The 22,547-nt window shown below is 46.1% G+C and carries 22 protein-coding genes; 13 read left to right on the plus strand and 9 right to left on the minus strand.

From position 1 onward, the window contains the following. Positions 1–4: 4 nt before the first annotated feature. Together LEP1GSC061_RS07735 and LEP1GSC061_RS07740 are read left to right on the plus strand one after the other, a co-directional pair. The gene (locus LEP1GSC061_RS07735; RefSeq protein WP_016544334.1) at positions 5–994 is read left to right on the plus strand and encodes an SH3 domain-containing protein; all 990 of its coding nucleotides are present in this window, start codon (positions 5–7) and stop codon (positions 992–994) included. Next, positions 991–1,776 carry an alpha/beta fold hydrolase gene (locus tag LEP1GSC061_RS07740; RefSeq protein ID WP_016544434.1) on the plus strand — a complete coding sequence of 262 codons (786 nt, stop codon included), beginning with the start codon at positions 991–993 and terminating at the stop codon, positions 1,774–1,776. The genes LEP1GSC061_RS07735 and LEP1GSC061_RS07740 overlap by 4 nt, the downstream gene beginning before the upstream one ends. Here the strand turns inward: LEP1GSC061_RS07740 and LEP1GSC061_RS07745 are convergent. Next, a complete protein-coding gene (locus LEP1GSC061_RS07745) occupies positions 1,769–3,226 on the minus strand; it encodes a sodium:solute symporter family transporter (RefSeq protein WP_040508130.1) in 1,458 nt (485 codons plus the stop codon). The two genes, LEP1GSC061_RS07740 and LEP1GSC061_RS07745, sit on opposite strands and share 8 nt — an antisense overlap. 145 nt (positions 3,227–3,371) lie before the next feature. Here LEP1GSC061_RS07745 and thrB point away from each other — a divergent pair, with 145 nt between their 5' ends. Then, positions 3,372–4,334, plus strand: a complete 963-nt coding sequence (gene thrB, locus LEP1GSC061_RS07750) for a homoserine kinase (RefSeq protein ID WP_016544670.1) — start codon at positions 3,372–3,374, stop codon at positions 4,332–4,334. Here the strand turns inward: thrB and LEP1GSC061_RS07755 are convergent, their stop codons facing one another. Both LEP1GSC061_RS07755 and LEP1GSC061_RS07760 read right to left on the minus strand, forming a co-directional pair. Beyond that, positions 4,335–4,979, minus strand: a complete 645-nt coding sequence (locus tag LEP1GSC061_RS07755) for a hypothetical protein (RefSeq protein WP_016544565.1) — start codon at positions 4,977–4,979, stop codon at positions 4,335–4,337. It lies immediately after the preceding gene. Positions 4,980–4,982: 3 nt separating this feature from the next. Then, a complete protein-coding gene (locus LEP1GSC061_RS07760; protein WP_016544414.1) occupies positions 4,983–5,306 on the minus strand; it encodes a hypothetical protein in 324 nt (107 codons plus the stop codon). A gap of 332 nt (positions 5,307–5,638) precedes the next feature. Between LEP1GSC061_RS07760 and LEP1GSC061_RS07765 the strand changes: the two genes are divergently transcribed. From LEP1GSC061_RS07765 to serB, 9 genes are all read left to right on the plus strand, one after another. Beyond that, positions 5,639–6,700: a DsbA family protein gene (locus LEP1GSC061_RS07765; protein ID WP_040508264.1), complete on the plus strand. Its 1,062-nt coding sequence runs from the start codon at positions 5,639–5,641 to the stop codon at positions 6,698–6,700. Between the two features lie 40 nt (positions 6,701–6,740). Beyond that, positions 6,741–7,721 (plus strand): malate dehydrogenase, encoded by a 981-nt coding sequence (locus LEP1GSC061_RS07770; protein ID WP_016544986.1) that lies wholly within the window; start codon positions 6,741–6,743, stop codon positions 7,719–7,721. A gap of 15 nt (positions 7,722–7,736) precedes the next feature. After that, positions 7,737–8,876, plus strand: a complete 1,140-nt coding sequence (locus LEP1GSC061_RS07775; protein ID WP_016544861.1) for an aminotransferase class I/II-fold pyridoxal phosphate-dependent enzyme — start codon at positions 7,737–7,739, stop codon at positions 8,874–8,876. Between the two features lies 1 nt (position 8,877). After that, positions 8,878–9,543 carry a dethiobiotin synthase gene (bioD, locus tag LEP1GSC061_RS07780; protein WP_016544797.1) on the plus strand — a complete coding sequence of 222 codons (666 nt, stop codon included), beginning with the start codon at positions 8,878–8,880 and terminating at the stop codon, positions 9,541–9,543. Beyond that, the gene (bioA, locus tag LEP1GSC061_RS07785) at positions 9,540–10,844 is read left to right on the plus strand and encodes an adenosylmethionine--8-amino-7-oxononanoate transaminase (protein WP_016545053.1); all 1,305 of its coding nucleotides are present in this window, start codon (positions 9,540–9,542) and stop codon (positions 10,842–10,844) included. The genes bioD and bioA overlap by 4 nt, the downstream gene beginning before the upstream one ends. A gap of 67 nt (positions 10,845–10,911) precedes the next feature. After that, positions 10,912–12,006: a biotin synthase BioB gene (gene bioB / locus LEP1GSC061_RS07790; protein ID WP_016544959.1), complete on the plus strand. Its 1,095-nt coding sequence runs from the start codon at positions 10,912–10,914 to the stop codon at positions 12,004–12,006. Positions 12,007–12,153: 147 nt separating this feature from the next. Beyond that, a complete protein-coding gene (locus tag LEP1GSC061_RS21650; protein ID WP_016544656.1) occupies positions 12,154–12,327 on the plus strand; it encodes a hypothetical protein in 174 nt (57 codons plus the stop codon). A 28-nt stretch (positions 12,328–12,355) separates the two neighbouring features. After that, complete coding sequence (locus tag LEP1GSC061_RS07795) at positions 12,356–13,102, plus strand: GDSL-type esterase/lipase family protein (RefSeq protein WP_016545013.1); 747 nt, start codon at positions 12,356–12,358, stop codon at positions 13,100–13,102. Positions 13,103–13,108: 6 nt separating this feature from the next. Next, entirely contained in the window at positions 13,109–13,978 is an 870-nt protein-coding gene (gene serB, locus LEP1GSC061_RS07800; RefSeq protein ID WP_040508131.1) for a phosphoserine phosphatase SerB, read from the plus strand. Between the two features lie 7 nt (positions 13,979–13,985). Here serB and mutS read toward each other — a convergent pair whose 3' ends face one another. Beyond that, the gene (gene mutS / locus LEP1GSC061_RS07805; RefSeq protein WP_016544258.1) at positions 13,986–16,550 is read right to left on the minus strand and encodes a DNA mismatch repair protein MutS; all 2,565 of its coding nucleotides are present in this window, start codon (positions 16,548–16,550) and stop codon (positions 13,986–13,988) included. After that, positions 16,516–17,181, minus strand: a complete 666-nt coding sequence (locus LEP1GSC061_RS07810) for a phosphoribosylanthranilate isomerase (protein WP_040508132.1) — start codon at positions 17,179–17,181, stop codon at positions 16,516–16,518. Before LEP1GSC061_RS07810 ends, mutS begins: the two co-directional genes overlap by 35 nt. A 95-nt stretch (positions 17,182–17,276) precedes the next feature. On the opposite strand from LEP1GSC061_RS07810, the gene LEP1GSC061_RS07815 reads away from it, so the two are divergent. Then, positions 17,277–17,975 carry a purine nucleoside phosphorylase YfiH/LACC1 family protein gene (locus LEP1GSC061_RS07815; RefSeq protein ID WP_016544531.1) on the plus strand — a complete coding sequence of 233 codons (699 nt, stop codon included), beginning with the start codon at positions 17,277–17,279 and terminating at the stop codon, positions 17,973–17,975. Positions 17,976–17,989: 14 nt separating this feature from the next. On the opposite strand, the gene LEP1GSC061_RS07820 is transcribed toward LEP1GSC061_RS07815, so the two are convergent. Genes LEP1GSC061_RS07820 through LEP1GSC061_RS07835 form a run of 4 tightly spaced genes read right to left on the minus strand, consistent with a single transcriptional unit; the run spans position 17,990 to position 22,521 of the window. Next, a complete protein-coding gene (locus LEP1GSC061_RS07820; RefSeq protein ID WP_016544419.1) occupies positions 17,990–18,397 on the minus strand; it encodes a response regulator in 408 nt (135 codons plus the stop codon). A 39-nt stretch (positions 18,398–18,436) separates the two neighbouring features. After that, positions 18,437–19,513: a 3-isopropylmalate dehydrogenase gene (gene leuB / locus LEP1GSC061_RS07825; RefSeq protein WP_016544785.1), complete on the minus strand. Its 1,077-nt coding sequence runs from the start codon at positions 19,511–19,513 to the stop codon at positions 18,437–18,439. Between the two features lie 15 nt (positions 19,514–19,528). Beyond that, the gene (locus LEP1GSC061_RS07830; protein ID WP_016544691.1) at positions 19,529–20,755 is read right to left on the minus strand and encodes an aspartate aminotransferase family protein; all 1,227 of its coding nucleotides are present in this window, start codon (positions 20,753–20,755) and stop codon (positions 19,529–19,531) included. Continuing rightward, a complete protein-coding gene (locus tag LEP1GSC061_RS07835; RefSeq protein WP_016544311.1) occupies positions 20,752–22,521 on the minus strand; it encodes a phospho-sugar mutase in 1,770 nt (589 codons plus the stop codon). The genes LEP1GSC061_RS07830 and LEP1GSC061_RS07835 overlap by 4 nt, the downstream gene beginning before the upstream one ends. Positions 22,522–22,547 lie beyond the last annotated feature (26 nt).

Genomic DNA, 22,547 nt, shown 5'->3' on the forward strand with positions numbered 1-22,547 from the left:
AGGAATGCATTCGGGCCGAATCCTTTTCCTGCTAGTTCTCGGATTCTCTTTCTTTCCGATTTTCGGAGAAGGAAAAAGAGAATTCATCGTGTTGGAACCCGGCTCGGATCTAGTTCTTTTTCCAGAAAAGAAATCCGAAGTATTACGCAAGCTTCCTTTCGGAGAGATTCTATACTCCGAAAACCAGAAAGAGACAGAAAGCAAATACCAACTCCTGACCGACCGGGACGGACTCAGGGGTTGGGTGGATTCTCGTTATGTTTTCCGGATCGGAAATAAGGGCACATATACCGTCGTAACTAAAGCCATAGAAAGGCTTTTGTACCAGGATTCCGGACCGGGAGAATTAGAATCCGTCTTTACCTACCTTTCCAAAGTGGAAGAAGGTCCCGTTTTCCAAGGAAACGAATTCCTATTCTTGAAAATCAGAAGGCTGGTGGTTTTGCAGAGATATCTGGAAGTGCTGCAATCTTCGGAATACAAAAATAAATCCAGGCAAAAATTGGAGGATCTGCTCAAGAATCTTCCTTCGGAAACGGGAGTATATTCTAAAAATGGAATATGGACCGATAGTCTGACCAACGCTAAGGAAGGTTCCAAGGTTCGGGTTAGGCCGGAGGCATATTGGAGGGTCGCCGAGGCCTATCCGAATTCCAAACCGGGGGACTTCGCGGCCTATCTTGCCGTGAAGCACACTCCGGAAATCCGTTGCGGAAGGGATCCAATCTGCGTCTTGGCGGACGAGGAAAACAGAAGGCTGAAATACCTTTTGCTGCAACCGAACGGAAATTATTCTGCGATATTCTCTTCCCAGTTGGAAAAACGATTAGTGGGTTTTACCAAGGATAGGGAAACCCTTCTATGCGATACCAAATTGCCGAAAGAAGAGAGCATTAGAAGCTTTAGATCCAAGGTACAGGAATTGCCGGCAAGATACGGAAAGAAATTCCATCCTAAAGTTAGGATCATCGAAGAGGAATGCTCTAAGAAGTGAAACTCGCGTTTCGACATTATCCCGCTAAGGAAGGCAAAAAGTTTTCCTCCCCGATCATCATTCTACACGGACTCTTCGGCTCTTCCAAAAATTGGATGGGCGTCGCCGATTTCTTGAGTCAATTTTCCGAAGTCTATGCCCTGGATCTCAGAAACCATGGTGATTCTCCCCATTCTTCCGAGCATACTCTAAGCGCGATGGCGGAGGATGTAAGGGAGTTTTTGTCCGACAGAGATATTCCTCAAATCATTCTGCTGGGCCATTCTATGGGAGGGCTTGTGGCGATGACTATCGCTCTCGAGAATCCGGAAATCGTACAGCATCTGATTATCCAGGATATCTCGCCCCGAGACTATGAATTCCGTTACGATTCCGAATTGTCCGTTCTAAACACGGATGTTTCCGGATTCCAAAATCGCCAGGAAGTCGATACGGCTGTTTCCGGTTTCGTCCCGGATCCATTCATCCGGAATTTTCTACTCATGAATTTGGAGAGGAGAGAGGAAGGAGGTTATCGTTGGAAATTGAACGTTTCCGGAATCTCCGGTTCTCGCAGAATGTTCGAATCTCAATTTCGGGGGGAGAATAAGACCTATCCCCGGGAGGTTCTTTTCATACTCGGAGGAGCTTCCGAGTATTTCGGAGAAAAGGATAAGGAGATCGCGCTACGCTATTTTCCTTTCGCAAAATTCGAGACGATTCCGGGTGGGGACCATTATATTCATTTTACGAAGGCCCCCGAATTTAAGAAAATCCTAACGGATTATCTTTCTTCTATTTGATTTCCTTTTTAAAAAATATTCCTAATAGGAATGCGAAAGTCCAAAACAGGACCATTCCCGTAGGAACTAATATCGTAAAATTATAATTCTTAACGGTCCCTAAAATTCCTGTGGATAGAATGGACGCTCCTAAAGAAAGCGCGAGTCCCGGATCGGAAACGACCAATCTTTTTTTCAAGTAAGGAATCACTTCCGATAAGAATACCGCAACCATGGATCCTACCGTGAATGAGGAAATCTTGAGTCCCAATTCCAATAGTCCTTTGGTATAGATTTCCGGAAGAGAAAAGAAGAAAAGGGAACTCAAGAAAAGAAGAACGGCAAAGAAGAACGCGGAAAATTTTTGACCTCCTAAAGACCAGCCGAAATCAGCCTTAGCTGTCAGAGACAAGGAATTGATGGAACTGGAAAGAGTGGACATGGTGGATGCTAGAATCCCTGAAAGGAGTAATCCGAGGAAAGGTGCCGGTACTTCTTCCACTAAAAATTTGGAGAACACTTTGTCCTGATTGAGAGAAGATCCGGAGAAATGGTAATAGAGCAGGGTCCCGATACTTAAGAATAGAATCATCTGGAAGAACACAGCGATTCCGGATCCGATCATCGCTTTTTGCGAGTCCTTAATATTACGAGCGGCAAGAGCTCTTTGGACAAACATCTGATCCGCTCCGTGCGTTCCTAAACTCAATAAGGCTCCTCCTAAAACCGCCCAAGGAAAGAAGTAGGTCGCCTGAGAATTGGAGAATTCCAAGAATCTGAATTTATTCTCTTCCCAGGCTTTGCCCAATAGAGAAACGGGTTCGGAACTTTCTCCTATGAGAAGGTAGAGTGCGAAAACTCCCCCGAAGATGTACACGAAATATTGCAATGTGTCTACCCAAACGACAGAACGGAATCCTCCCTGCATCGTATATGCGAGAGTGATTGCCGTAACTAAGAATAGAGTCGCGATTCCTATGGAGTATTGCCCAGGAGGGTTCGGTAAAAATCTAGACAAACCGATCTCCAGAAGCATCGCTACAGGTAATGTGGATGCGTAAAGTCTTACCCCGTCTCCTAAGACTCGAGTGATAGAGAACAATGCGGACATTGTCTTTTGGGAGGTCCTACCGTATTTCTTTCCCACCCATTCGTAGACCGAGAGAAAATTATGATGGTAAGTGATGGGAAGTAGAAAGAAGGCAACGATCGATCTTCCTAAAATATAACCGAGTACCACTTGCAGGAATGTGAAATTTCCAGAGTATCCGATTCCGGGAACGGAAAGGAAGGTCAAAGCGGAGGTTTCCGTCGCTACGATGGAAAGAGATAGGGGAATCCAAGAAAGAGTTCTACCGGCGAGATAGAATTCTTCCGTTCCTGAATTTTTAGCTCCGGATTTATATCCCGAATAGAGTACGATTGCGAAATAGAAAAATACGACTAGAGCGTCCGGCCATCCAAAATGCATATCCATGCATCCTTTCCGAATGCTTGGGTGATATGCAATGAAGAATTTCTTCTATTCCTCGAGCTTGGATTCTTCTCATATCCGAATGCGGAAAAGCAAATGACTGGTCAGGGAAGGGTCAAAGAATGGCCAAAAATCCGAAGACATGAAGAATCTTAAGTTCAAATTCCAAGTGAAGGTACCGGGAACGTCCGCCAATTTAGGTTCCGGCTTCGATCTCTTGGGTATGGCCTTTCGGATTTATAACGATTTCCATTTCGAATTCGGTAACGCCTCCGAATTCTCCCGAAAGGTAAAGGGATTCGAAGAAGCTCCCTTTTCCGACCGGGACGATTTGGTGCTCGAGTCTTATAAAAAATATTTTTCCGAATTCCTATCCGGAAACGATCCGATTCCTTATCGAATCCTAATGGATCTGAATCTTCCCATGAAGGGTGGTTTAGGCTCTAGCGCCAGCGCTGTCGTAGCCGGTTTTTCCGCAGGACGTTTCGTTCAGGAGAAATTCTTCCCGGAGATTCCTTTGCCTAGCGAGGCGGAATTCCTATACAAGCTGGCCTTACTCGAAGGTCATCCGGACAATACGACTCCCGCTTATTTGGGTGGCTTCGTATTCTCTTATTTTGCGGATGAGAAATTGTACTATTTCAAACGTAAGTTTCCTAAAACGATCGACTGCTTTTTCTTTCTCCCGAATTTCGAGACGGAAACCAACCATTCCCGAAAAATTCTCCCGGATAAGTATTCCGTGGAGGATACGATTTTCAATATGAGCCGCATGGCTACCTGGTGGGAGTTTTTGGATTCGGGAAAACCGGGTCTTTTGCAAAGAGCCTTGGAAGACCGCATTCATACTCCTTACAGAATGAATTCCGAATTTCCTCTTCTACCTTTGGTGGAGAAGGCGAAAGAAAAACTGATCGGCGTATCTCTTTCCGGAAGCGGACCGGCGGTGGTCGGGTATGCAAGAAGGAAGGATTCCAAAAGGTTGGAGAAGGTTTTGCAATCCTTATGCGATAGGTTCACGGAGGAGAAGGGGATACGTTGCAGATTGCTTCGTTTGGAACCGGATACCGTAGGAGTCCGAACCGCTTTCAGAAAGATCTCCTGATCAATCTTCTTCCGACCTTTCCTCTTTACCGAAGGAATACAGCCCCTTCTTATCCCTAGATCGAACCGCAAGTCCAGGATGGATTTTCTGGACGGAGAATATGAATTTCATTCTTTCCTGTCCTAGTTTGGTCACGAAGAATGTCGAGGTCAGACCGATCTCGAAATATTGCGTCATTCTATCCTTTGTGATTTTGTCTCCGATCCGGAAGGATGCCGTTTGGCCTATGATTTCATGGCTCTCGATTTTTTCTGAGGTTTCCATTTTTCCGAAATACTGCATTCTCGGAGGCTTCATGAGTGCCGGGCCGGACTTGGTTACGAGTATATCGTAGTTCTCGGCATCCTTGGATTTTTTGAGAGTGAAAACGATATGATCGTCCTGTATGGATTTACAGAGAGTAGGAAGATTGCCGTAAACCTGTCCCACGGAGAATTTATAAAAACGTGTGCTTTCCGGAACGACTACCTCGAAGGTATCTCCTTCTTCCGGAGGATCTAACTTACTCGGCTTCGTTTTGGCGGCATATGGACGTAATACTTCCAAATAAAAGAAGAATAGGAGTCCTAGGACCGCAACGAAAGTTGCTACTGTCAGGAATAGATCTAACTTAGGGGAAAAGACAAGCGCTAGTAGAAATACCAAGGCTTATCCTTTCCTATCGAATTTGTGTCCGGTCTTCCCTTCTTCCACGGTCGAGTCGAATTTCGAACGCACGATCATAGATAGTAAATCCTTCATTTGTTCCGGGCTAATGACTTGGCTTAACCTTTCCTCCGTGGTCAGTGGAGTAGGTTTCATCACTAATTCTTCCAATTCGGGTCTCTTTATGGATTCGGTTCTGGCTTTTTCCATTCCGTCAAAGCTGATCGTAACATGATCCAGAGTCTGTTCCGATTCCTTTGCCGGTTCTTGGGCCGGTGGAGACCATTGCGGGGAGTATGTTCCCGCTTGTACATTCGTTACATTCATAAACCTAAACCTCCATTTTCAGGCCTACCTTTCTTTGGACGCGCCCGAGGGAAAAACGCGGGTTCCAATTCGGGGGAATTCCTTCCTTTTTAAGTTTCTCCGACCTCGGGTTTGTTTGGAGAAGGAGTCCCTATTATTTCTATCGGATATAGGATCCTTTGCTTAATTTTTTTTTACCTATTTCCGGGTGGGAGGAGCCCAAAGATTAGGACCATTCTCTCCTAAATTTCCGGGAGAAGTGGGCCAAAATCCCGCCGAATTAATCGTTTGCCTCCCTATTGGAGCTTTCTAAATTGGCGGGAGGAACGATTGATTCCCCGGTTTTAACGATTATGTCAGAAGAAAGCTCTCCCCGGTTTTGGGAACGGTTTCCTGGAGCCAAATTCCAGGCCATTCTCCCCTGGATTTTTTTAGGATACGTACTTATATCCATTTATCCTCTCGTGAAATTCTTCCTTCCGGAACATTACATGAAGATCGGTTGGCGCTATTACACGATCGGCGATGTGAAGGATGAAAATCCTGCCGCTTATCGTAAATACGTGCAAGAAAATAACCAGCAGATGTACAGGCTGTTCTCCCAATTCGCTTCCAGCGAGATTTTGAAAAGGGAAGCCAAGGAAAGGGGAGTTACCGTCGAGGAACTGACTCGATTCGCAGAAGGATACGAACCTGCGGAAGCGGAAATCGAATTGGCGTATAACCAATTCAAAAACGAAGAGCAGCTGAAGGGTCGTCCTTATAAGGATGTCAGAGCCGATCTGATCAATTATCTGAAAGCGGTCCAAGAAGACCGTGAAAAACAAGCGCTCTACCAAGAACTGAGACAAAAATACGAGACCGAAATCCGCGGGCCCGAGCTTCCGCCAGCTACTAAAGTGGCCGTTGAAACCGGAGACAATCCAAGTATCGGACCGGACAACGCCAAGGTGACCATAGTAGAGTTTTCCGATTTCGAGTGTCCTTATTGCGCTATGAGCCAAACCACAACTGCGGCTCTGAGAGAACAATATAAGGATAGAATAAAATGGGTTTTCCGGGATTTCCCGATGTCCTTTCACCGAAACGCTATGTTCGCACATATCGCCGCGAACTGTGCTATTCCTCAAGGTAAATACTGGCAGTTGAACAATTTGCTCTTTAAGAACGGAGACAAATTGAGAAAAGAGAATGTGATATCTTTGGCTCAACAAGTAGGGCTGAACATGGGAGAATTCAACCGTTGTATCTCCGACGAGGCTGCGGCTAAGAAATCCATCCAGGAGGATATGGCTGCGGGACAGAAATACGGAGTCAACGGGACCCCGGCATTCTTCATCAACGGAATCATGGTGGAAGGCAATATGCCGATCCAAAATTTCACTAAAATCATAGACGAAGAGCTCAAAAATTAAAGAGCCAACGTAAGAAAAAAGTTAGGAGTTCATAAATCAAATGGCAAAGACAGTAAAAGTAGCAGTAACGGGAGCCGCAGGGCAGATCGGTTATTCTTTATTATTCAGAATAGCTTCCGGACAGATGTTCGGAGCGGATACCCCGGTAGAGATCCAAATGCTCGAGTTGGAAGCGGCGCTTCCTGCGGCTAAAGGCGTGATTATGGAACTCGAGGACTGTGCTTTTCCTCTTCTCCAAAAAGTCTCCGTTTCTTCCGAGTTGGATGTGGCTTTCAAAGACGTAAACTGGGCCCTGCTCGTAGGATCCGTTCCTAGAAAGGCCGGAATGGAAAGAAGCGATCTTCTAAAGATCAACGGTGGAATTTTCGTAAACCAAGGTAAGGCATTGGAGAAGAATGCGGCTTCCGACTTGAGAGTACTAGTCGTCGGAAACCCCTGCAATACTAACTGCTTGATCGCTATGAACAACGCGAAAGGAGTTCCTACAGAGCGTTGGTTTGCTATGACCAAATTGGATGAGAACCGTGCTAAGTCACAATTGGCCGTGAAGGCAGGATCTTTGGTAAAAGACGTGACCAATCTCGCTATCTGGGGAAATCACTCTTCCACTCAGTATCCGGACTTTTATAACGCTAAAATCGGCGGAAAAATCGCAACCGACGTGATCAAGGATCATGATTGGTTGAAAGGCGATTTCATTAAGAATGTGCAGCAAAGGGGAGCTGAGATCATCAAGGCGAGAGGAGCTTCTTCCGCAGCTTCCGCCGCGAACGGAGTCGTTGACACGGTTCGCCAAATCATCACTCCGACTCCTGCAGGCGACTGGTTCAGCGTGGCTCTCGCTTCCGACGGTTCTTACGGCGCCGATAAGGGACTCATCTTCGGTTACCCGGTTAAGTCCGACGGTAACAAAGTGGAGATCGTGAAAGGCCTGGAACTGAACGATTTTGCTAAGGAAAAATTCAATATCACTCACGACGAACTCAAATCGGAAAGAGACGAAGTGAAAGGGATGTTGTAATCCGGATATTTAAAAGTGCAGGAAGCTAAGTCTAAAGCCCTTCCATTCTACAAGGAGCTTCCTGCATTTTTCGCTCGGCTAGAATCTAAAAACAGAATCCGCAAACTGGAACCTCCCAAGGGAGCGGATTTCTGTTCCAACGATTATCTGGGCTTAGCGAACCATCCGGAACTAATCCAAGCCTTGAAAGAAGGCTTGGATCTCTACGGTGCCGGATCCACCGCTAGTCGCTTGGTCAGAGGTCATCGCAAGGTTTTCGACGAACTCGAGTCTTCTTTTTCCGAATGGGTCGGTTCCGAATCCTCCCTATTCTTCTCTAACGGATACGCCGCGAACGTGGGCGTAATTTCCTGCGTTGCGGATCCTTCTTATCTGATTTTTTGCGATCGAAAAAATCACGCATCCTTAATGGATGGAGTTCGTCTTTCCGGCGCTCAGAAGGTTTATTATAGACATTGCGATTTGGATCATCTGGAAGAATTGCTTAAAAAACATTCCGGCCATAAGAATAAGATGATCGTGACCGAATCCATCTTCAGTATGGACGGAGACAGAAGCGATATTCGGGGACTCCTATCTCTCAAAGACAAATACGGTTGTTTGCTTTTCCTGGATGAGGCTCATGCAATCGGAGTGTTCGGAGAAAGAGGCGAGGGCCTAGTTCCTTCCGTATTAGGAAAGGATTCGGAAAATGTGGATTTTAGGATGGCTACTTTAGGAAAGGCCCTCGGATTAGAAGGAGCCTTGGTAGCTTGTTCTTCCGACGTAAAAAAATATCTGTATCACTCCGCTCGCACTTTCGTTTTTTCTACGGCACCTCTTCCCGCTATCGCTCACGCTGGTTTATTCTCCATTCGATTGGCTTCTTCCATGAACCGGGAAAGGACTAAGATCCACGAGCTCTCGGAGCTATTGAGAACCAACCTGAATCGTTCCGGTTGGAACACCGGAAATTCTTCCTCTCAAATTATTCCGATTCTGCAAGACTCGGAGGAGAAGGCTTTGCAATTTGCGAATCGCCTAGAGGAGGAGGGCTTTCAGGCGAAAGCGATTCGTCCTCCTACCGTGGATATTTCCCGATTACGAGTCTCCATTCATTCTAAAATTTCCAAGGAAGAGGTTTTACGCTTCTTGGAATTGGTTACGGAGAACTGACTTGTCCGTATTCATCACCGGGACCGGAACGGACGTAGGTAAGACTCTTTTTTGCTCCTTAATGATGGCGAAATACGCCAAGACATTGGGATTGAAATACTTTAAGCCGGTGCAAACCGGCTCGGATTCGGATCGGGTCAAGATCATGAATCTTACCGGGTTGAACGAAAGTTACTTTCTGAAAAACTATTATACTTTCGAATTGCCTGCTTCTCCTCATCTGGCTTCGGAAATGGAAAACGTGGTTATTGACACGGACGAACTTTCCCGTCATCTTTTTAGCATTAAAGGGGAGAAGATTCTCATCGAAGGAGCCGGTGGAGTTTACGCTCCTCTTTCTCGTTATTTCTTCTCTATAGATCTTGCCGCACAATCCAAATTGCCCGTGGTATTAGTCGCTTCGACTGAATTGGGAACCATCAATCATACACTTCTTTCTATCCAAGCCATGAAGAGACAGGATGTGCCCGTTCTAGGAGTATATTTTATAGGTCCGGAAAATCCTCTTCGTTCTGATAATATACGGACGATTATCGAAGCGGCAGAGATCGGATTATTGGGCACTTTTTTAATAGAAGAAAGAATACTTCCTAGACAAGAGTTTCTGGACAAAGTCGCGGAGGAATTCGATCCTGATAGAATACTTCCGGATATTCTCTTCCCTTGATTTGGCATCCTTATACAATCCAATTGGACTCGGATCCTCCTTTAAAGATCCATTCTGCAAAGGGAGAATTTTTATACGATGAGAACGGCAAGGAATACGTGGATGCGATTTCCTCCTGGTGGGTGAGTATCCATGGTCATAATCATCCTAAGATCGCCGCCGAAGTAAAAGCCCAATTGGATAAATTGGATCATGTGCTTTTGGCCGGTTTTACTCATCCTCCCGCTTTGGAATTCGCTCATGAAATCCTGGAATTCGCGGATTGGAAATTTCATAAGGTAGTATATTCCGATAACGGATCGACTGCGCTGGAGATCATGCTCAAGATCGCATTCCAATTCTTTCGGAACCAAGGAGATACCAAGCGCAAGATTTTCGTTACCTTCTCTTCTTCTTATCATGGGGATACGATCGGCGCCATGAGCGTGGGTGGGGATTCCGTATTCAATCGAGTCTTCCAATCCTTATTATTTCCCACTAAGAATTTTCCTTCTCCCGCTTGTCACGATTGTCCCGTAGGTAAGTCGCCTCATTCCTGCGCGGAGGATTGTTTGGACGAGTTAGAGGCCTTTCTTTCGGCGCATTCTCCGGAAGTGGTGGGAGTTCTGATAGAGCCTCTGATTGCGGGTGCCGGAGGAATGTTATTCCATAAACCCGAGGTTCTGACTCGGCTTCGGGAAATGACTCGTAGATACGGAGTGCTTTTGCTTCTGGACGAGGTGTTTACAGGTTTCGGAAGAACCGGGACCGATTTCGCTTTCCAGGCGGCGGGGATTGAACCGGATATGATCGCTCTTTCCAAGGGACTGACCGCGGGCTTTCTTCCTTTGGGAGTTACTCTTGTGAGAGAGGAGATCTATAGAGAATTCGCTTCTTCCGATCCTTTAAAAGCATTCTATCACGGACATACGATGACAGGTTATCCGCCCGGATGTGCCGCGGCTCTCGCTTCTTTAAAGGTATATAAGGAAGAGAATCGTCTGCAAGATGTGAAGCGCTTGGAGTCCTTATTAGAAGAAGGTTGGTCTAAACTTAGGTCTGAGTTTCCGGAGAAGATACGGAATGTCCGGATTCTCGGATCCGTAGGCGTAGGAGAATTATTTACTGGAAACGCTCCTAGCGGCTATACAAATTCTTTTGCTCGGGAATTTCGTAGACTCTGCCAAGCGAGAGGAGTCATTCTTAGACCGCTTGGAAATGTAATCTACATCACTCCTCCTTATAATATTTCCAAATCCTCTCTGGATAGAGTCTTCGAGGCGGTCAGAGAAGCGATTTCCGTTTACAATGTGCCTGATTAAGAACAGTGTTTTGTAGAGCGATTTATCGATTGCCAAGGAAAAGTGGCCTTCGGAAACTATCGGCATAATGAAATCGACTTTAGATATCTCCCAAAACACAGAGGAAAAAGTGCTCTCCGAAGTGCCTAGTATCATTTCCAGAGAGGAGGCTTATGCGATCCTGAGCGGGGCTGTTCCTTTGACGGAGTGTTTGGATAAAGCGTATAAGGTTCGCGAGAAGTATTTCGGCAAGAACGTTCGAATTCATATTTTAGACAATATCAAAAATGGGCATTGCCCCGAGGATTGCGGTTACTGCGCTCAAAGAAAGAACGCAGGATCCGGCGTTCAGGAATATTCCGTCAAATCCGAAGAGGAGATCTTCCAAGATGCGGTACTGGCCAAGGAAAGCGGAGCCTACAGATTCTGTATGGTCACCGCGGGGACCGGGCCGACTTCTCTCGCTACGGAAAAATTGGCCTCCACAATCGAAAGGATCAGCAAGGAACTCGGCCTGAAAGTTTGTCTTTCTGCCGGGCTTTTGGATCGGGAGAAAGCGGAGCGTTTGAAGGCCGCAGGGTTGGATCGCTATAATCATAACCTGAATACCTCCAAGGCACATTATCCGGAAATCTGCGATACGCATACCTACGAGCAGAGGGTGGAAACGATTACCCATTTGATGAAGGCGGGAGTAGGGATGTGTTCCGGTGTCATCGTAGGAATGGGAGAAGGCCTACAGGATCTGGTAGATGTGATCTTTGAAATTAAGAATCTGAGAGTGATTTCCATTCCTGTGAATTTCTTTATCCCTGTAGCAGGACATGCAATACGCAATCCGCAACCACTAACGCCTGAATTCTGCGTTCGTACTCTAATCGCATTTCGTTTAGTGAATCCCGACTCAGAGGTGAGAATCGCCGCAGGAAGAGAGGGGCATTTGAGAGGTATGCAGGGAATGGCTCTATACGCCGCCAATTCCTTGTTTGCCAGCGGTTATCTGAACGTGAAAGGATCGGATGCACTGGATACGATCAAGACCATTCTGGATGCAGGTTTCTACCCCGAATTTTCCTCCGGCTTGGGAGAGGAGATTGACTGGGAATCCGCCTTGGGCAAGGACCATCCTTACGCCGCCGAGAATTTTCCCGAACTTTACAAATACCGAAAGTCCAACGCCTAATTTTTTCCGACCGCGTCTCGAATTGGTGTAGCCTTTCCAGGAGGGAAAGATTAGATTCTTCCTTCGGATCGGTTTTCCGCACTCGGGTTCGGAATAGATTGAAACTCTGGCAGGGGGGAAAATCCTGGATATATCGGAGATCGAGGGATGAAATATAAAATAGAGATCAATAAACTAAAGAACGGCTATATAGAGGCCAAATTGATCGATACAGTTTCCAATAATCCAATCGAGTTTCGCATTTGCGATACGGAAGAATATCTGCAGGCCCAAATCGCCGACTGGCATAAGCGATTTCATATGAAAGATCACGAGAACTGAGTCGAGTCTAATTGCGGAGATCGGAAAAATGAAAAAGATCCTGGGCGTTTCCTTTCTCCTTTGGTCCGCGGTTTCCTGCTCCTTATTTCACGCCAATACAATTTACGATTACTACCACCCTTCTTTTTCTTGCTATTCCGGAATCGGGATCCGAGACGAGGACCAATGGGAAATCTACCAAAGTAAGTATAAGGAAGCCGTAGAAAAATACGCGGCTGAAAATGCCCAGATCAAGAAAGCGAATATCGTCTTTGTGGGAAATAGCCTCATGGCCGCCTTTCCACCGGCTATTCTATCTTCCGAATTTTCCGGAGCCATAAATCGGGGGATTCCGGGAGATATGACGGAACTTCTATCCGGTAGATTGGACCGAACCGTATTGAATCTGAAGCCTTCTTTTATCGTTTTGGAGATCGGTGGAAACGATATCCGGGAAGGCAAATGCCTGGATTATATCGAGGAAATGCATAAGGGGATCGTTCGTAAGATTCGCACCTCATTGCCGAATACCAAGATTCTTCTTTTGGGAATTCCACCCGTATTAAGTAAGAATGTGAATTCTATTTCTCCTATTGCCAATGCCTGGTTCGCTAAGATTGCCGCAGAAGACGGAAATGTGCAGTACTTGGACATTTGGCCGAATTTCCGCCGTAAGGATTTACCTTTTATCAAGGAAGAATTCGTGCCGACTTACAACGGAAAGCAGGATCCGATTCATGTGAACGAAGAGGCCTATAAAATATGGGCCCAAAAAATCAAAGTCTTTCTAAAATAAGATAAAGTGATCCTTTTCTTTTACCCTCCAAGATCGGAATTTCCGGACGTTCGGATAGAAAATGCCTTGTTGCGGCGATTCGGAGAGACCGCGAACGTTCTGTCATATAGTAAAAAGGTACCGAGCGATTGGGGATGTTTCTCATGGGAAACGGATAGAATATTGTCTAGGGAAGAACTTGCCGCAGGTAGAGAAGAGCTATCCGAGTTTCGAATCGATCTTCTACAAATTCCGAATTATTTACGATCCCCATCCTTATTTTGCTTCGATATGGACTCCACATTGATCCGAGAAGAGGTGATAGACGAGCTCGCACGATTTGCTGGTGTATACGATCAGGTCGCCGGAGTCACCAAGCAAGCGATGGAAGGAAATCTGAATTTCATCGAAGCCTTGGAAAAACGCTGCACTTATCTCAAGGATCTGCCTGTTACAGTTTTCAACGATTTGTATCCTAAACTTCGTCCCAATCACGGAGTGCCGGATCTGATCTCAGGATTAAAGAAGAACGGAACGAAAATCGCAGTCTTTAGCGGCGGTTTCAGCGATATACTGGAAAAATTCCAGACTGAATACGGTATCGACGAAGTAAGAGCGAATTATCTGGATCGCCAAAACGGTAAATTGACCGGGAAAGTCGTTGGAAGAGTAGTCGATAAAAATGTAAAAAAAGATTCCTTAATAGAGTTGGGGAAAGTTTTTAGCATTCCTTCCGAAAATATAGTAGCTGTAGGGGACGGAGCCAACGACCAACTCATGCTGGATGCTGCCGGTATAGGCATCGGATTCCATGCAAAGGAAGGACTCAAGTCACAGATCCGAAATTGGGTGGATTTCGCACCTATGGACGTTCTACTTTATCTTTTTGAGAATTAAAAAATTCTTAATTACCTCGGGAGGAAATCCTCTTTTTCCAATCGTCCAAAAGCCGCAAAGCTTCCAAAGGAGTCATGGACTCTATGGGAAGATCGGTTACTTCCTTTTTGAAATCCTGCCAGAATTGGGAGTCCGATCCCACGGGTGAGACTTCTTGGAATAAGGAAGGTTCTCTGGTTTGGATACGGATCTCTTTTTTTCTAGATTCCATATCCGAAAGGATTTCCGTAGCTCGTTTGACCACGAAATCCGGGACCCCCGCTAGTTGAGCCACGTAGATACCGAAAGATTTCTTGGCCTTTCCCGGTTTTACTCTTCTGAGGAAAATGACCTTATCGTTTTTTTCGACCGTTTCCATATGAATATTGCGAACTCCGGGGAGTCTAGACAATTCGGTTAGCTCATGATAATGGGTTGCGAATACAGTCTTAGGCCTTGGGCTCATTTCGGATAGATATTCCAGAATAGCCCAAGCGATACTCATACCGTCATAAGTGGAGGTTCCTCTTCCCACTTCGTCGAATAGAAGTAAAGATTGGGGACTGCAGTTTTTAAGAATATTCGCAGTCTCCTTCATCTCCACGAAGAATGTGGACTCTCCCGCATTCAAATTGTCTCCGGCTCCGATACGAGTGAATAGCCGGTCTACCATAGGGAGTTTTGCCTTCTCTGCGGCTACGCTGGAACCGATTTGGAAAAGAATTTGGTTTAAAGCGATCTGCCTCATGAATGTGGACTTACCCGCCATATTCGGTCCGGTAAGAATGGCCAATGCGTTTTCCTGACTATCCAGATCCACATCGTTCGGCGTGAACTTGATGCCTACAGGAAGACTCGCCTCCACCACCGGGTGGCGAGAAGATTTCAGTTCTAGGCCGGAATCAGGGCTCAATTCGGGACGGATCCAGCCGTAATTCTCCTCCGCTTTGATAAGAGAAAGCTGGAAGTCCAAATCTCCGAATTCCTCGGAAAGATTGAGTAGATCCGAGGCGTATTCTAAAACGCTCTGGATCATTCTTTCGAATTCCTGGCGTTCCACCTTTTGGATGATCTCGTCCGCCTCTAAAATCGTTCTTTCGATTTCTTCCAGACGGGAAACGGTGAATCTTTCGCTGGTGACCAAAGTTTGTTTCTTTAGATATTCCTTGGGTGCTTGTTCCGCCTGGTTACGGGAGATCTCGATAAAATATCCTACGATCTTATTGTATTTGATCTTAAGAGTGGAAAGTCCCGTTTTCTTCTTTTCCTCGGCTTCCAGTTCCAGGATCCAATCCGTTCCTTTGGATCCAGCTTCCCTGGCCTTGTCCAGTTGAGAGTCGAATCCTTCTTTGATAAATTTACCGTTTCCTAATATAACAGGCAACTCTTCGGGATGAATTCTGTTCTCTATGTAAGAAGCGAGTTCCGAGAGTTTTCCGGGGCCCGAAATCGGATAACCGAGAGGTTGTAGAATGCTTTGCAATGTTTCCAAGGTTTGTATGGAAACCAGAATGGCCTTGAAATCTCTAGGATAGGCCTTATTGCCTCGAAAACGAGCGAGAATCCTTTCCAAATCTCCCAAATCTCTTAGGGGTTGCACCAGTTTAGAAAGAGGGACCTTCTTTAAAATATCCTGTTTCTCCCAGCGAGATTGGAGTATGGCAGGATCCGTTTCCGGAAATAGAATCCTTTGCTTTAGTACACGTTTTCCTTTGGCGGTGCTGCAAAAATTTAAGACGGAAAATAGGGTATGGCCTTTGGTTTCCTTTTCGTTTTCGATCAGCTCCAGATTCAAAACGGTTTCCCGGTCCATCTCCAAATAAGATCCTGTTTGTAGAATTCTTGGCTCTCTTAGAGTTAGGGACCCGTCTCTGTAATTTTCCCGGATATAATATTCTAAACCTTTCGTTACGATCAGGAAAGGATCCTTGGAAGAATCGATTCCCAGTTTGGATTCTTCCAATACAGTAAGAGGTCTTTCCTCGAAATTCGGCCAGGAACGAACCTTTTCCAAGTCTTTGGAGAATATGCAGATCTCACTAGGACGGAATTTAATAAGCTCCGATTCGAGAACCTGGGTTTTGGATAAAGGAACCGCGAAATGTAGAACTTCGCCCGTGGATACATCTGCCATTCCTACAAAGATCAAGGCAGCCTTGGGGATAAGAATACATAGATAATTGTTTTGGAATCCGGAGAGCAGATGCTCTTCGATTACGGTTCCGGGAGTGATGATTCTCACCACATCCCGAGTCATAAGTTTTGGATTTCCATCTTCCGGTTTGGATTGCTCGCAAACCGCGATCTTCTTACCTGCGGCTAAAAGTTTGGTGATATAGCCGTCTTTACTATGAAAGGGGATCCCGCACATAGGAACGGAATTCTGCCTTTTGGTAAGCGCGATATCCAGAATGGAAGACGCGATTTTAGCGTCTTCTAGGAACATCTCGTAAAAGTCTCCCATCCGGAAGAATAGAATGGAATCCGGAAACTTGGCCTTGATCTCCAGATACTGTCGCATCATGGGAGTGTCCAAGGCCTCGGTTAAATCGGGAGTGTTAGTTTCCGTTATGCGAGATTGTTCTTTTTGCATTGCTTATGAATTTCCGAATGAGTTCCGGATCTTTCACTCCTGGGGAGGATTCTACGCCGCTTGCCACATCCACTCCGAAGGCGCCTGTTTGTACGAGTGCGTTGGAAACGTTCTCCGGAGTCAAGCCTCCGGCTAAAAGGTAGGGTCTTTTGACTTTGGAGACCCTTTCCCATGGGAAGGGTTCTCCGGTTCCGCCTCCAGCCGAGGACGTATAACTATCCAATATTAGAAGTTTAGAATCTAAGAATGAAAGAGAATCGTCGGTAATCGAATCCCGGACCCGATAGGATATGATGCGGGAATTCGGACTCTGATAAAGAGGGGAAGTGAATCCGGGAGCCAAGGAATCGTCGCTCACATACTGTACGAAATCGTGGGGGATCCTTTTCAGGGCGTATTCTATAAAATAGCTGGAGTTTTTATAGAATAATAGCACGATTTTAGGTCTTTGGAATTCGGGTATGACCGAGTGTAAGTAGTTTAGGATGGAGTCCGCTTGAGAGACGGAAATCAATCTAGGACTGGATGGGACGAAATTCAATCCGATATAGTCCGCACCCGCCTCCAAGCAGATTTTGACATCCTCTACGCTACGCAATCCGCATATTTTAACTTTGGGGGTTGATGGCATATTCTTTCTTTTCGGAAAAAGCGGCCCTAATTCGTTTCGGACTCGAAATATTTTCCGTCTTTTCTATACAAGACTAGGACCGTCCCAAGTCAAGTATGATCGATCATCGATTTTTTTTAGAAGATAAAAGAAGCCTCCGCCTAGTCGTCCTAGGAAAGCGGGAGTTAAACGGAGATTCTACGGACCCTGCCTTTATTAGGTCCAGAGTTTCCTCTCTAAGCTCCGTTCCGGAAGAGGACATCTATATTCTGAACCAGGAGCACGGCACCGTATCCCGGGACACTAGGGACATTGCCGGTTTAGAGATTCCTAACGGAGACGCTTGGATCACCACCGAACCTCGCAAGGTTCTAGTCGTAAAGACCGCCGATTGTATGCCGATTTTCTTTTGGACTGGTAGACCTGCTTTGGTCGGACTCATTCATTCCGGATGGAAGGGGACTCTTGCTGGAATCACGGAAAAGACGTTGGACGCGGCTAGAAAGAAATACCAAATCGATCTGGAGTTAGTTCATTTTTATCTAGGCCCCTATGCTACGGGAAGGCATTATGAGGTGGGCGAAGACGTAGCGTCTCAATTTAGAAAAGAAGTTCCTAATTCTCTCAAACCCGGCCCGGAAGAGGGAAAATTCCTACTCGAACAAAAAATATTCTTAACGGAAAGAATCAAGAAATTGGGAATCCAGCCGTTTTTGGAAACGGCCGGAGTATGCACGATGGCCGAAGGTTCTAAATTCTTCAGCCACAGAAAAGGGGATACCGGAAGAAATCTAAATTGTATCTGGCTGGAATAAACCGCCGGATATTCTCAGACTTTAATCGCTTTGCGAACCGTCTCGTTCGCTTTTTCCAAAACCTTTTCGCGTTTGATCGGCTTCACGATATAATCCATGACTCCATTATCGGAAAGATTCTTTATGACGGCGGGGGTATTCTCTTCCGAGATCACAATGACTCTGGGCAATACTCCCATATCTTTGATCTCGTAGAATGCGGCAAATCCGTCCATAACCGGAAGTTGCAGATCCAGAGTGATGAGATCTACCTTACGATTTTCTTTGTACAGATTCAGAAGTTCTTTTCCGGTTTCGGCAAAGCCGATCACTTCATAACCTTCCGATTCTAAAATCTGGGCCAATTGCTTGGCTTGAAATTTAGAGTTTTCCGCAATAATTACCTGGTAGGGTCTTCCCGAAGGAGCTACTCCGCCTTTCATTCTATAACCGTTCCTTTTAATTCAAGAAATTTCAGACTCTTATAAAGCGTTTTCGATTTCTATTCCGATTTCGGCAGTTCCCAAAATTTCGGCGCCTTTCTCGGCGATGTCTCGAGTCCGTTTTCCGTTGGAAATCACTTTTCGAACTGCGGCCTCGATTCTTTGAGCTTCTTCTTCCATGGAGAACGAGTAACGCAGCATCAGAGCAGCGCTCAGAATTTGAGCGATCGGATTTGCCACCCCTTTTCCTGCGATATCCGGAGCGGAACCTCCGGAAGGTTCGTAAAGACCGAAACCGGTTTCCGAAAGAGAAGCCGAAGGAAGCATCCCGATGGATCCTGTGATAATGGAAGCCTCGTCCGAAAGGATATCACCAAACATGTTTTCGCAGAGAATGACGTCGAATTGTTTCGGATTTACGATCAATTGCATCGCGGCATTATCCACATAAAGATGTGATAATTGGACGTCCGAAAATTCCCGTTTATGCAGGTCGATCACCACTTCTTTCCAAAATACGGAGGTGGTTAATACGTTCGCCTTATCTATGCTCGTAACCTTATTATTCCGTTTGCGAGCTGCTTCGAAGGCGACTTTGGCCGCTCTTTCGATTTCTCTGCGAGAATATCTCATCGTATCGTAAGCGAATTCTTCCGCTCCGTTTCCTTCCCTTCCTTTGGGTTGGCCGAAATAGATTCCGGATGTCAATTCCCGAAGAATAAGAATATCCAAACCTTCCCCGATGATTTCTCCTTTAACAGGAGAAGCGTTTCTCAATTCGGGATAAATGATCGCAGGCCGTAAATTAGCGAATAGATCGAAATGCTTACGCAAGGGTAGAAGGGCGCCTCGCTCCGGCTGCTTCTCAGGTGGAAGGGATTCCCATTTAGGTCCGCCTACGCTTCCGAATAGAATCGCGTCCGATTCCTCGCAAAGCTTTAAGGTTTCAGGAGGAAGAGGACTTCCTGTCTTGTCGATAGCGATTCCGCCCACATAGCTTTCCGTAAATTGAAAGTCTGCGGCTTTAGAGCCGAGAGCTTTTTTCAGAACGGAGAGGGCCACCTTCATGACCTCGGGACCGATTCCGTCCCCTGCTAATACGGCTACTTTTTTCATGCGTTGATTATCCTTTTATTTCTGTTGTTCTTGGAACTCGGTCAATACCGCTTCTAAAATATCTAAGCCTTCGTTGAGATACTGGGTGGAAATCGTGAGAGGAGGCATGACCCGAATCACTGTATCTCCGGTTGCGTTCACGATGAGTCCTTTCTCCAAGCAGGCTTCCGCCACCGGTCTGGAAGGGACACTCAAATCCACACCTATATGCAATCCCTTGCCCCGTATTTCTTTTACGATTTTCAGTTTGTCTTTGATCTGGGCTAAACGGCTGAAAGCGATCTCGGAGCAGGAATTAACATTAGACAAGATATCTCTGGTTTGGATGATCCGTATCGTTTCGTAAGCGATAGCAGCGCCCAGATGGTTGCCTCCGTAGGTGGTTCCATGGGAACCTTTTCCTAAGACATCTTGGTATTTTTCTGCTACGATCATGGCACCGATCGGAAATCCGGAACCTAAACCTTTGGCAAGAGTCATCACGTCCGGTGAGAATCCGAAAGTCTCGAAAGCGAACATGGTGCCCGTTCTACCGAAGCCGGTCTGGATTTCGTCCAAGATGAGTAAGGCTTCGTTTTCCAGAGTCAATTCTCTCGCTAAAGTTAAATAACCGTGGGTCAGAGGAAAGATTCCACTCTCTCCCAAGATGGGCTCCGCAATGAAAGCTACGACTCTGCCTGCGAATCTTTGGAAGGCTTCCACTAGCTCTTCTTCGTCGTTCGGAGCCACGAATTCGATTCCTTCCAGAAGTTTCCCGAAACCTGTATGCAATTTCTTTTGTCCGGTCAGACTGATTCCGGAAACGGATCTACCGTGAAAGCTTTTGTGCAAGGAGAGAATAACCGGATCATGGATCTGCTTCTGTTCCGCATAAGCCCTGGCGAGTTTGAATGCGGCTTCGGTCGCTTCCGTTCCCGAATTACATAGAAATACCTTTCCGGGAAAAGTATTTTGGATGAGAAGTTCCGCAAGCCTAGACGCCTCTTCGGAATAAAACCAATTGGAAGTATGGACGATCCGATCGATTTGGTTGCGGATGGCCTCGATGATATCCGGATCGCTATGACCTAGATTGGTGACGGCGACCCCACATAGGAAGTCTATGTATTGCTTATTGTTCTGGTCGAAAAGGAGTTCGTTGACTCCGTATCTAAAAGCGACCGGATACTTGTTTACCAGGTCGAGTAGATATTTTTGGGTGAGTTCTTTGGTTTGTTTGAAGTCCGATGCAGTGTCGTTCATTCTAATCCTGCCAATTTTAAGAAGATCGATTCCGTTTCCTTGAGTTCGGAAACGAGACTTTGGGTTAAAGCCTGGATCTCCCCCTTTTTACGAGGGGATATTAGGCTTTTGAAAGAAGAGTAAATTTTGATCTTAGGTTCCGTCCCGGAGGGACGGATGGTTAATTTAGCGGATCCTTCCAACTCCAATTGGATCACGTCGGAAGCGGGTAGACCCGAAAATGCCGATTTGGATGCGCTTCCTTTGGCGATCTTATTCTTAAAATCCAAGAATCCGATCACTTTACGTCTTCCTAATTCTTTTCCGATCAGATCGTTTGCACGAAGAGATTGCAAGGAGTCCTGGATTTTTTTCTTTCCTGCGAGTCCTTCCAGAGTCAGGGATTTCAGTCCTTCTTGGTAGAGACCGTACTTCAGGTAGATCTCATCCATATAGTCCAGAAGGTTCTTTTTCTCCGTGAGCACTTCCATGAGTAATAGGGCGGAGGAAAGACTGTCCTTATCTCGGACGAAATTCACGGGAAGGTATCCGTAGGATTCTTCTCCTCCGAAAAGGAAATACTGGGTTTTACTCTTGTCCAGCTTGCCCATAACTTCCGCGATGAACTTGAATCCAGTAAGAACATTTTTCAAAGCGAGCTTATTCTTTTTAGCGATCTCCGCCTGAAGATCCGTCGTCACGACCGTTTTAACTAGAACGGGTTTTTTACCCTTCTTCGGTTTTTTTGCTACCTTTTCCGCTAGATAGGCGGCAAGAATCGATCCGATTTGGTTGCCATTTAGAAGTGCGTATCCTCCGTCCGGATTTTTGACTCCGATTCCGAGTCTATCCGCATCCGGATCGGTGGCGATAAATGCGTCCGCTCCGATTTTTTCGGAGAGTTTACGGCTAAGCTCCAATGCCTCCGGTTCTTCCGGATTCGGAAATTTGACGGTAGGAAATTCTCCGTCAGGATCTTTTTGCTCCGGGACCAGAGTCACTTTTTTATAGCCGAATTCGTTTAGTAGCTTTTTCATATATACTCCTCCCGTTCCATGGAGAGGAGAATATACTAAACTCATTTTAGCTCTTTCCTTGGCCGTAACGGAAGGAGAAACGATTCCTGATTTACGCAGATCCTTTAGATAAGAGGCGAAGCAATCGGCTCCGGCCCTCTTTACATATCTCTTATAGATAGGATCTTTTGCGGAGACGAACGGAATTTCGTTCCAATCTTTGATCGCGTCGATGAGAGAGATGATCTTTTTATCGTCCGGAGGAGCGAGCTGTTCTCCTTTGGAAAGATAGGCCTTGAAGCCGTTGTATTCCGGAGGATTATGAGAAGCGGTGAGAACGACTCCTCCCGTGGCCTTATAATAACGAACCGCATAGGAAAGAAGGGGAGTCGGCGCGACTTCCGAAAATAACACTACTTGGATTCCGACGGAGGCGGCGACCCCCGCGGTTACCTCCGCGAATTCTTTGGATCTTCTTCTGGAATCGTAAGCGATTACCAACACCGGCTTCTTGGACTTTTTGATGATATATCTGGAGAAACCGAGAGCCGCTTTGCCTACGGTAAATTCGTTCATCCTACCGATTCCGTTTCCGATTCTTCCCCTCATTCCTCCGGTTCCGAATTCCAGGGGAACGGTGAAGGCTTCGATCTCTAGTCCGGAGTTTTCTCCGTTTTGGAATCTTTTGAGGATGGATTCTGCTTCTTTGCGGACAGAGGCGGAAAAGGGGGCCTCGGTCCAAGATTGGATCAATTGTGATTCGTTCGCCATCTCTTATATCTCTTAGGTTTGGAAAG

The sequence above is a fragment of the Leptospira wolffii serovar Khorat str. Khorat-H2 genome (genome assembly GCF_000306115.2).
GTDB lineage: Bacteria > Spirochaetota > Leptospiria > Leptospirales > Leptospiraceae > Leptospira_B > Leptospira_B wolffii.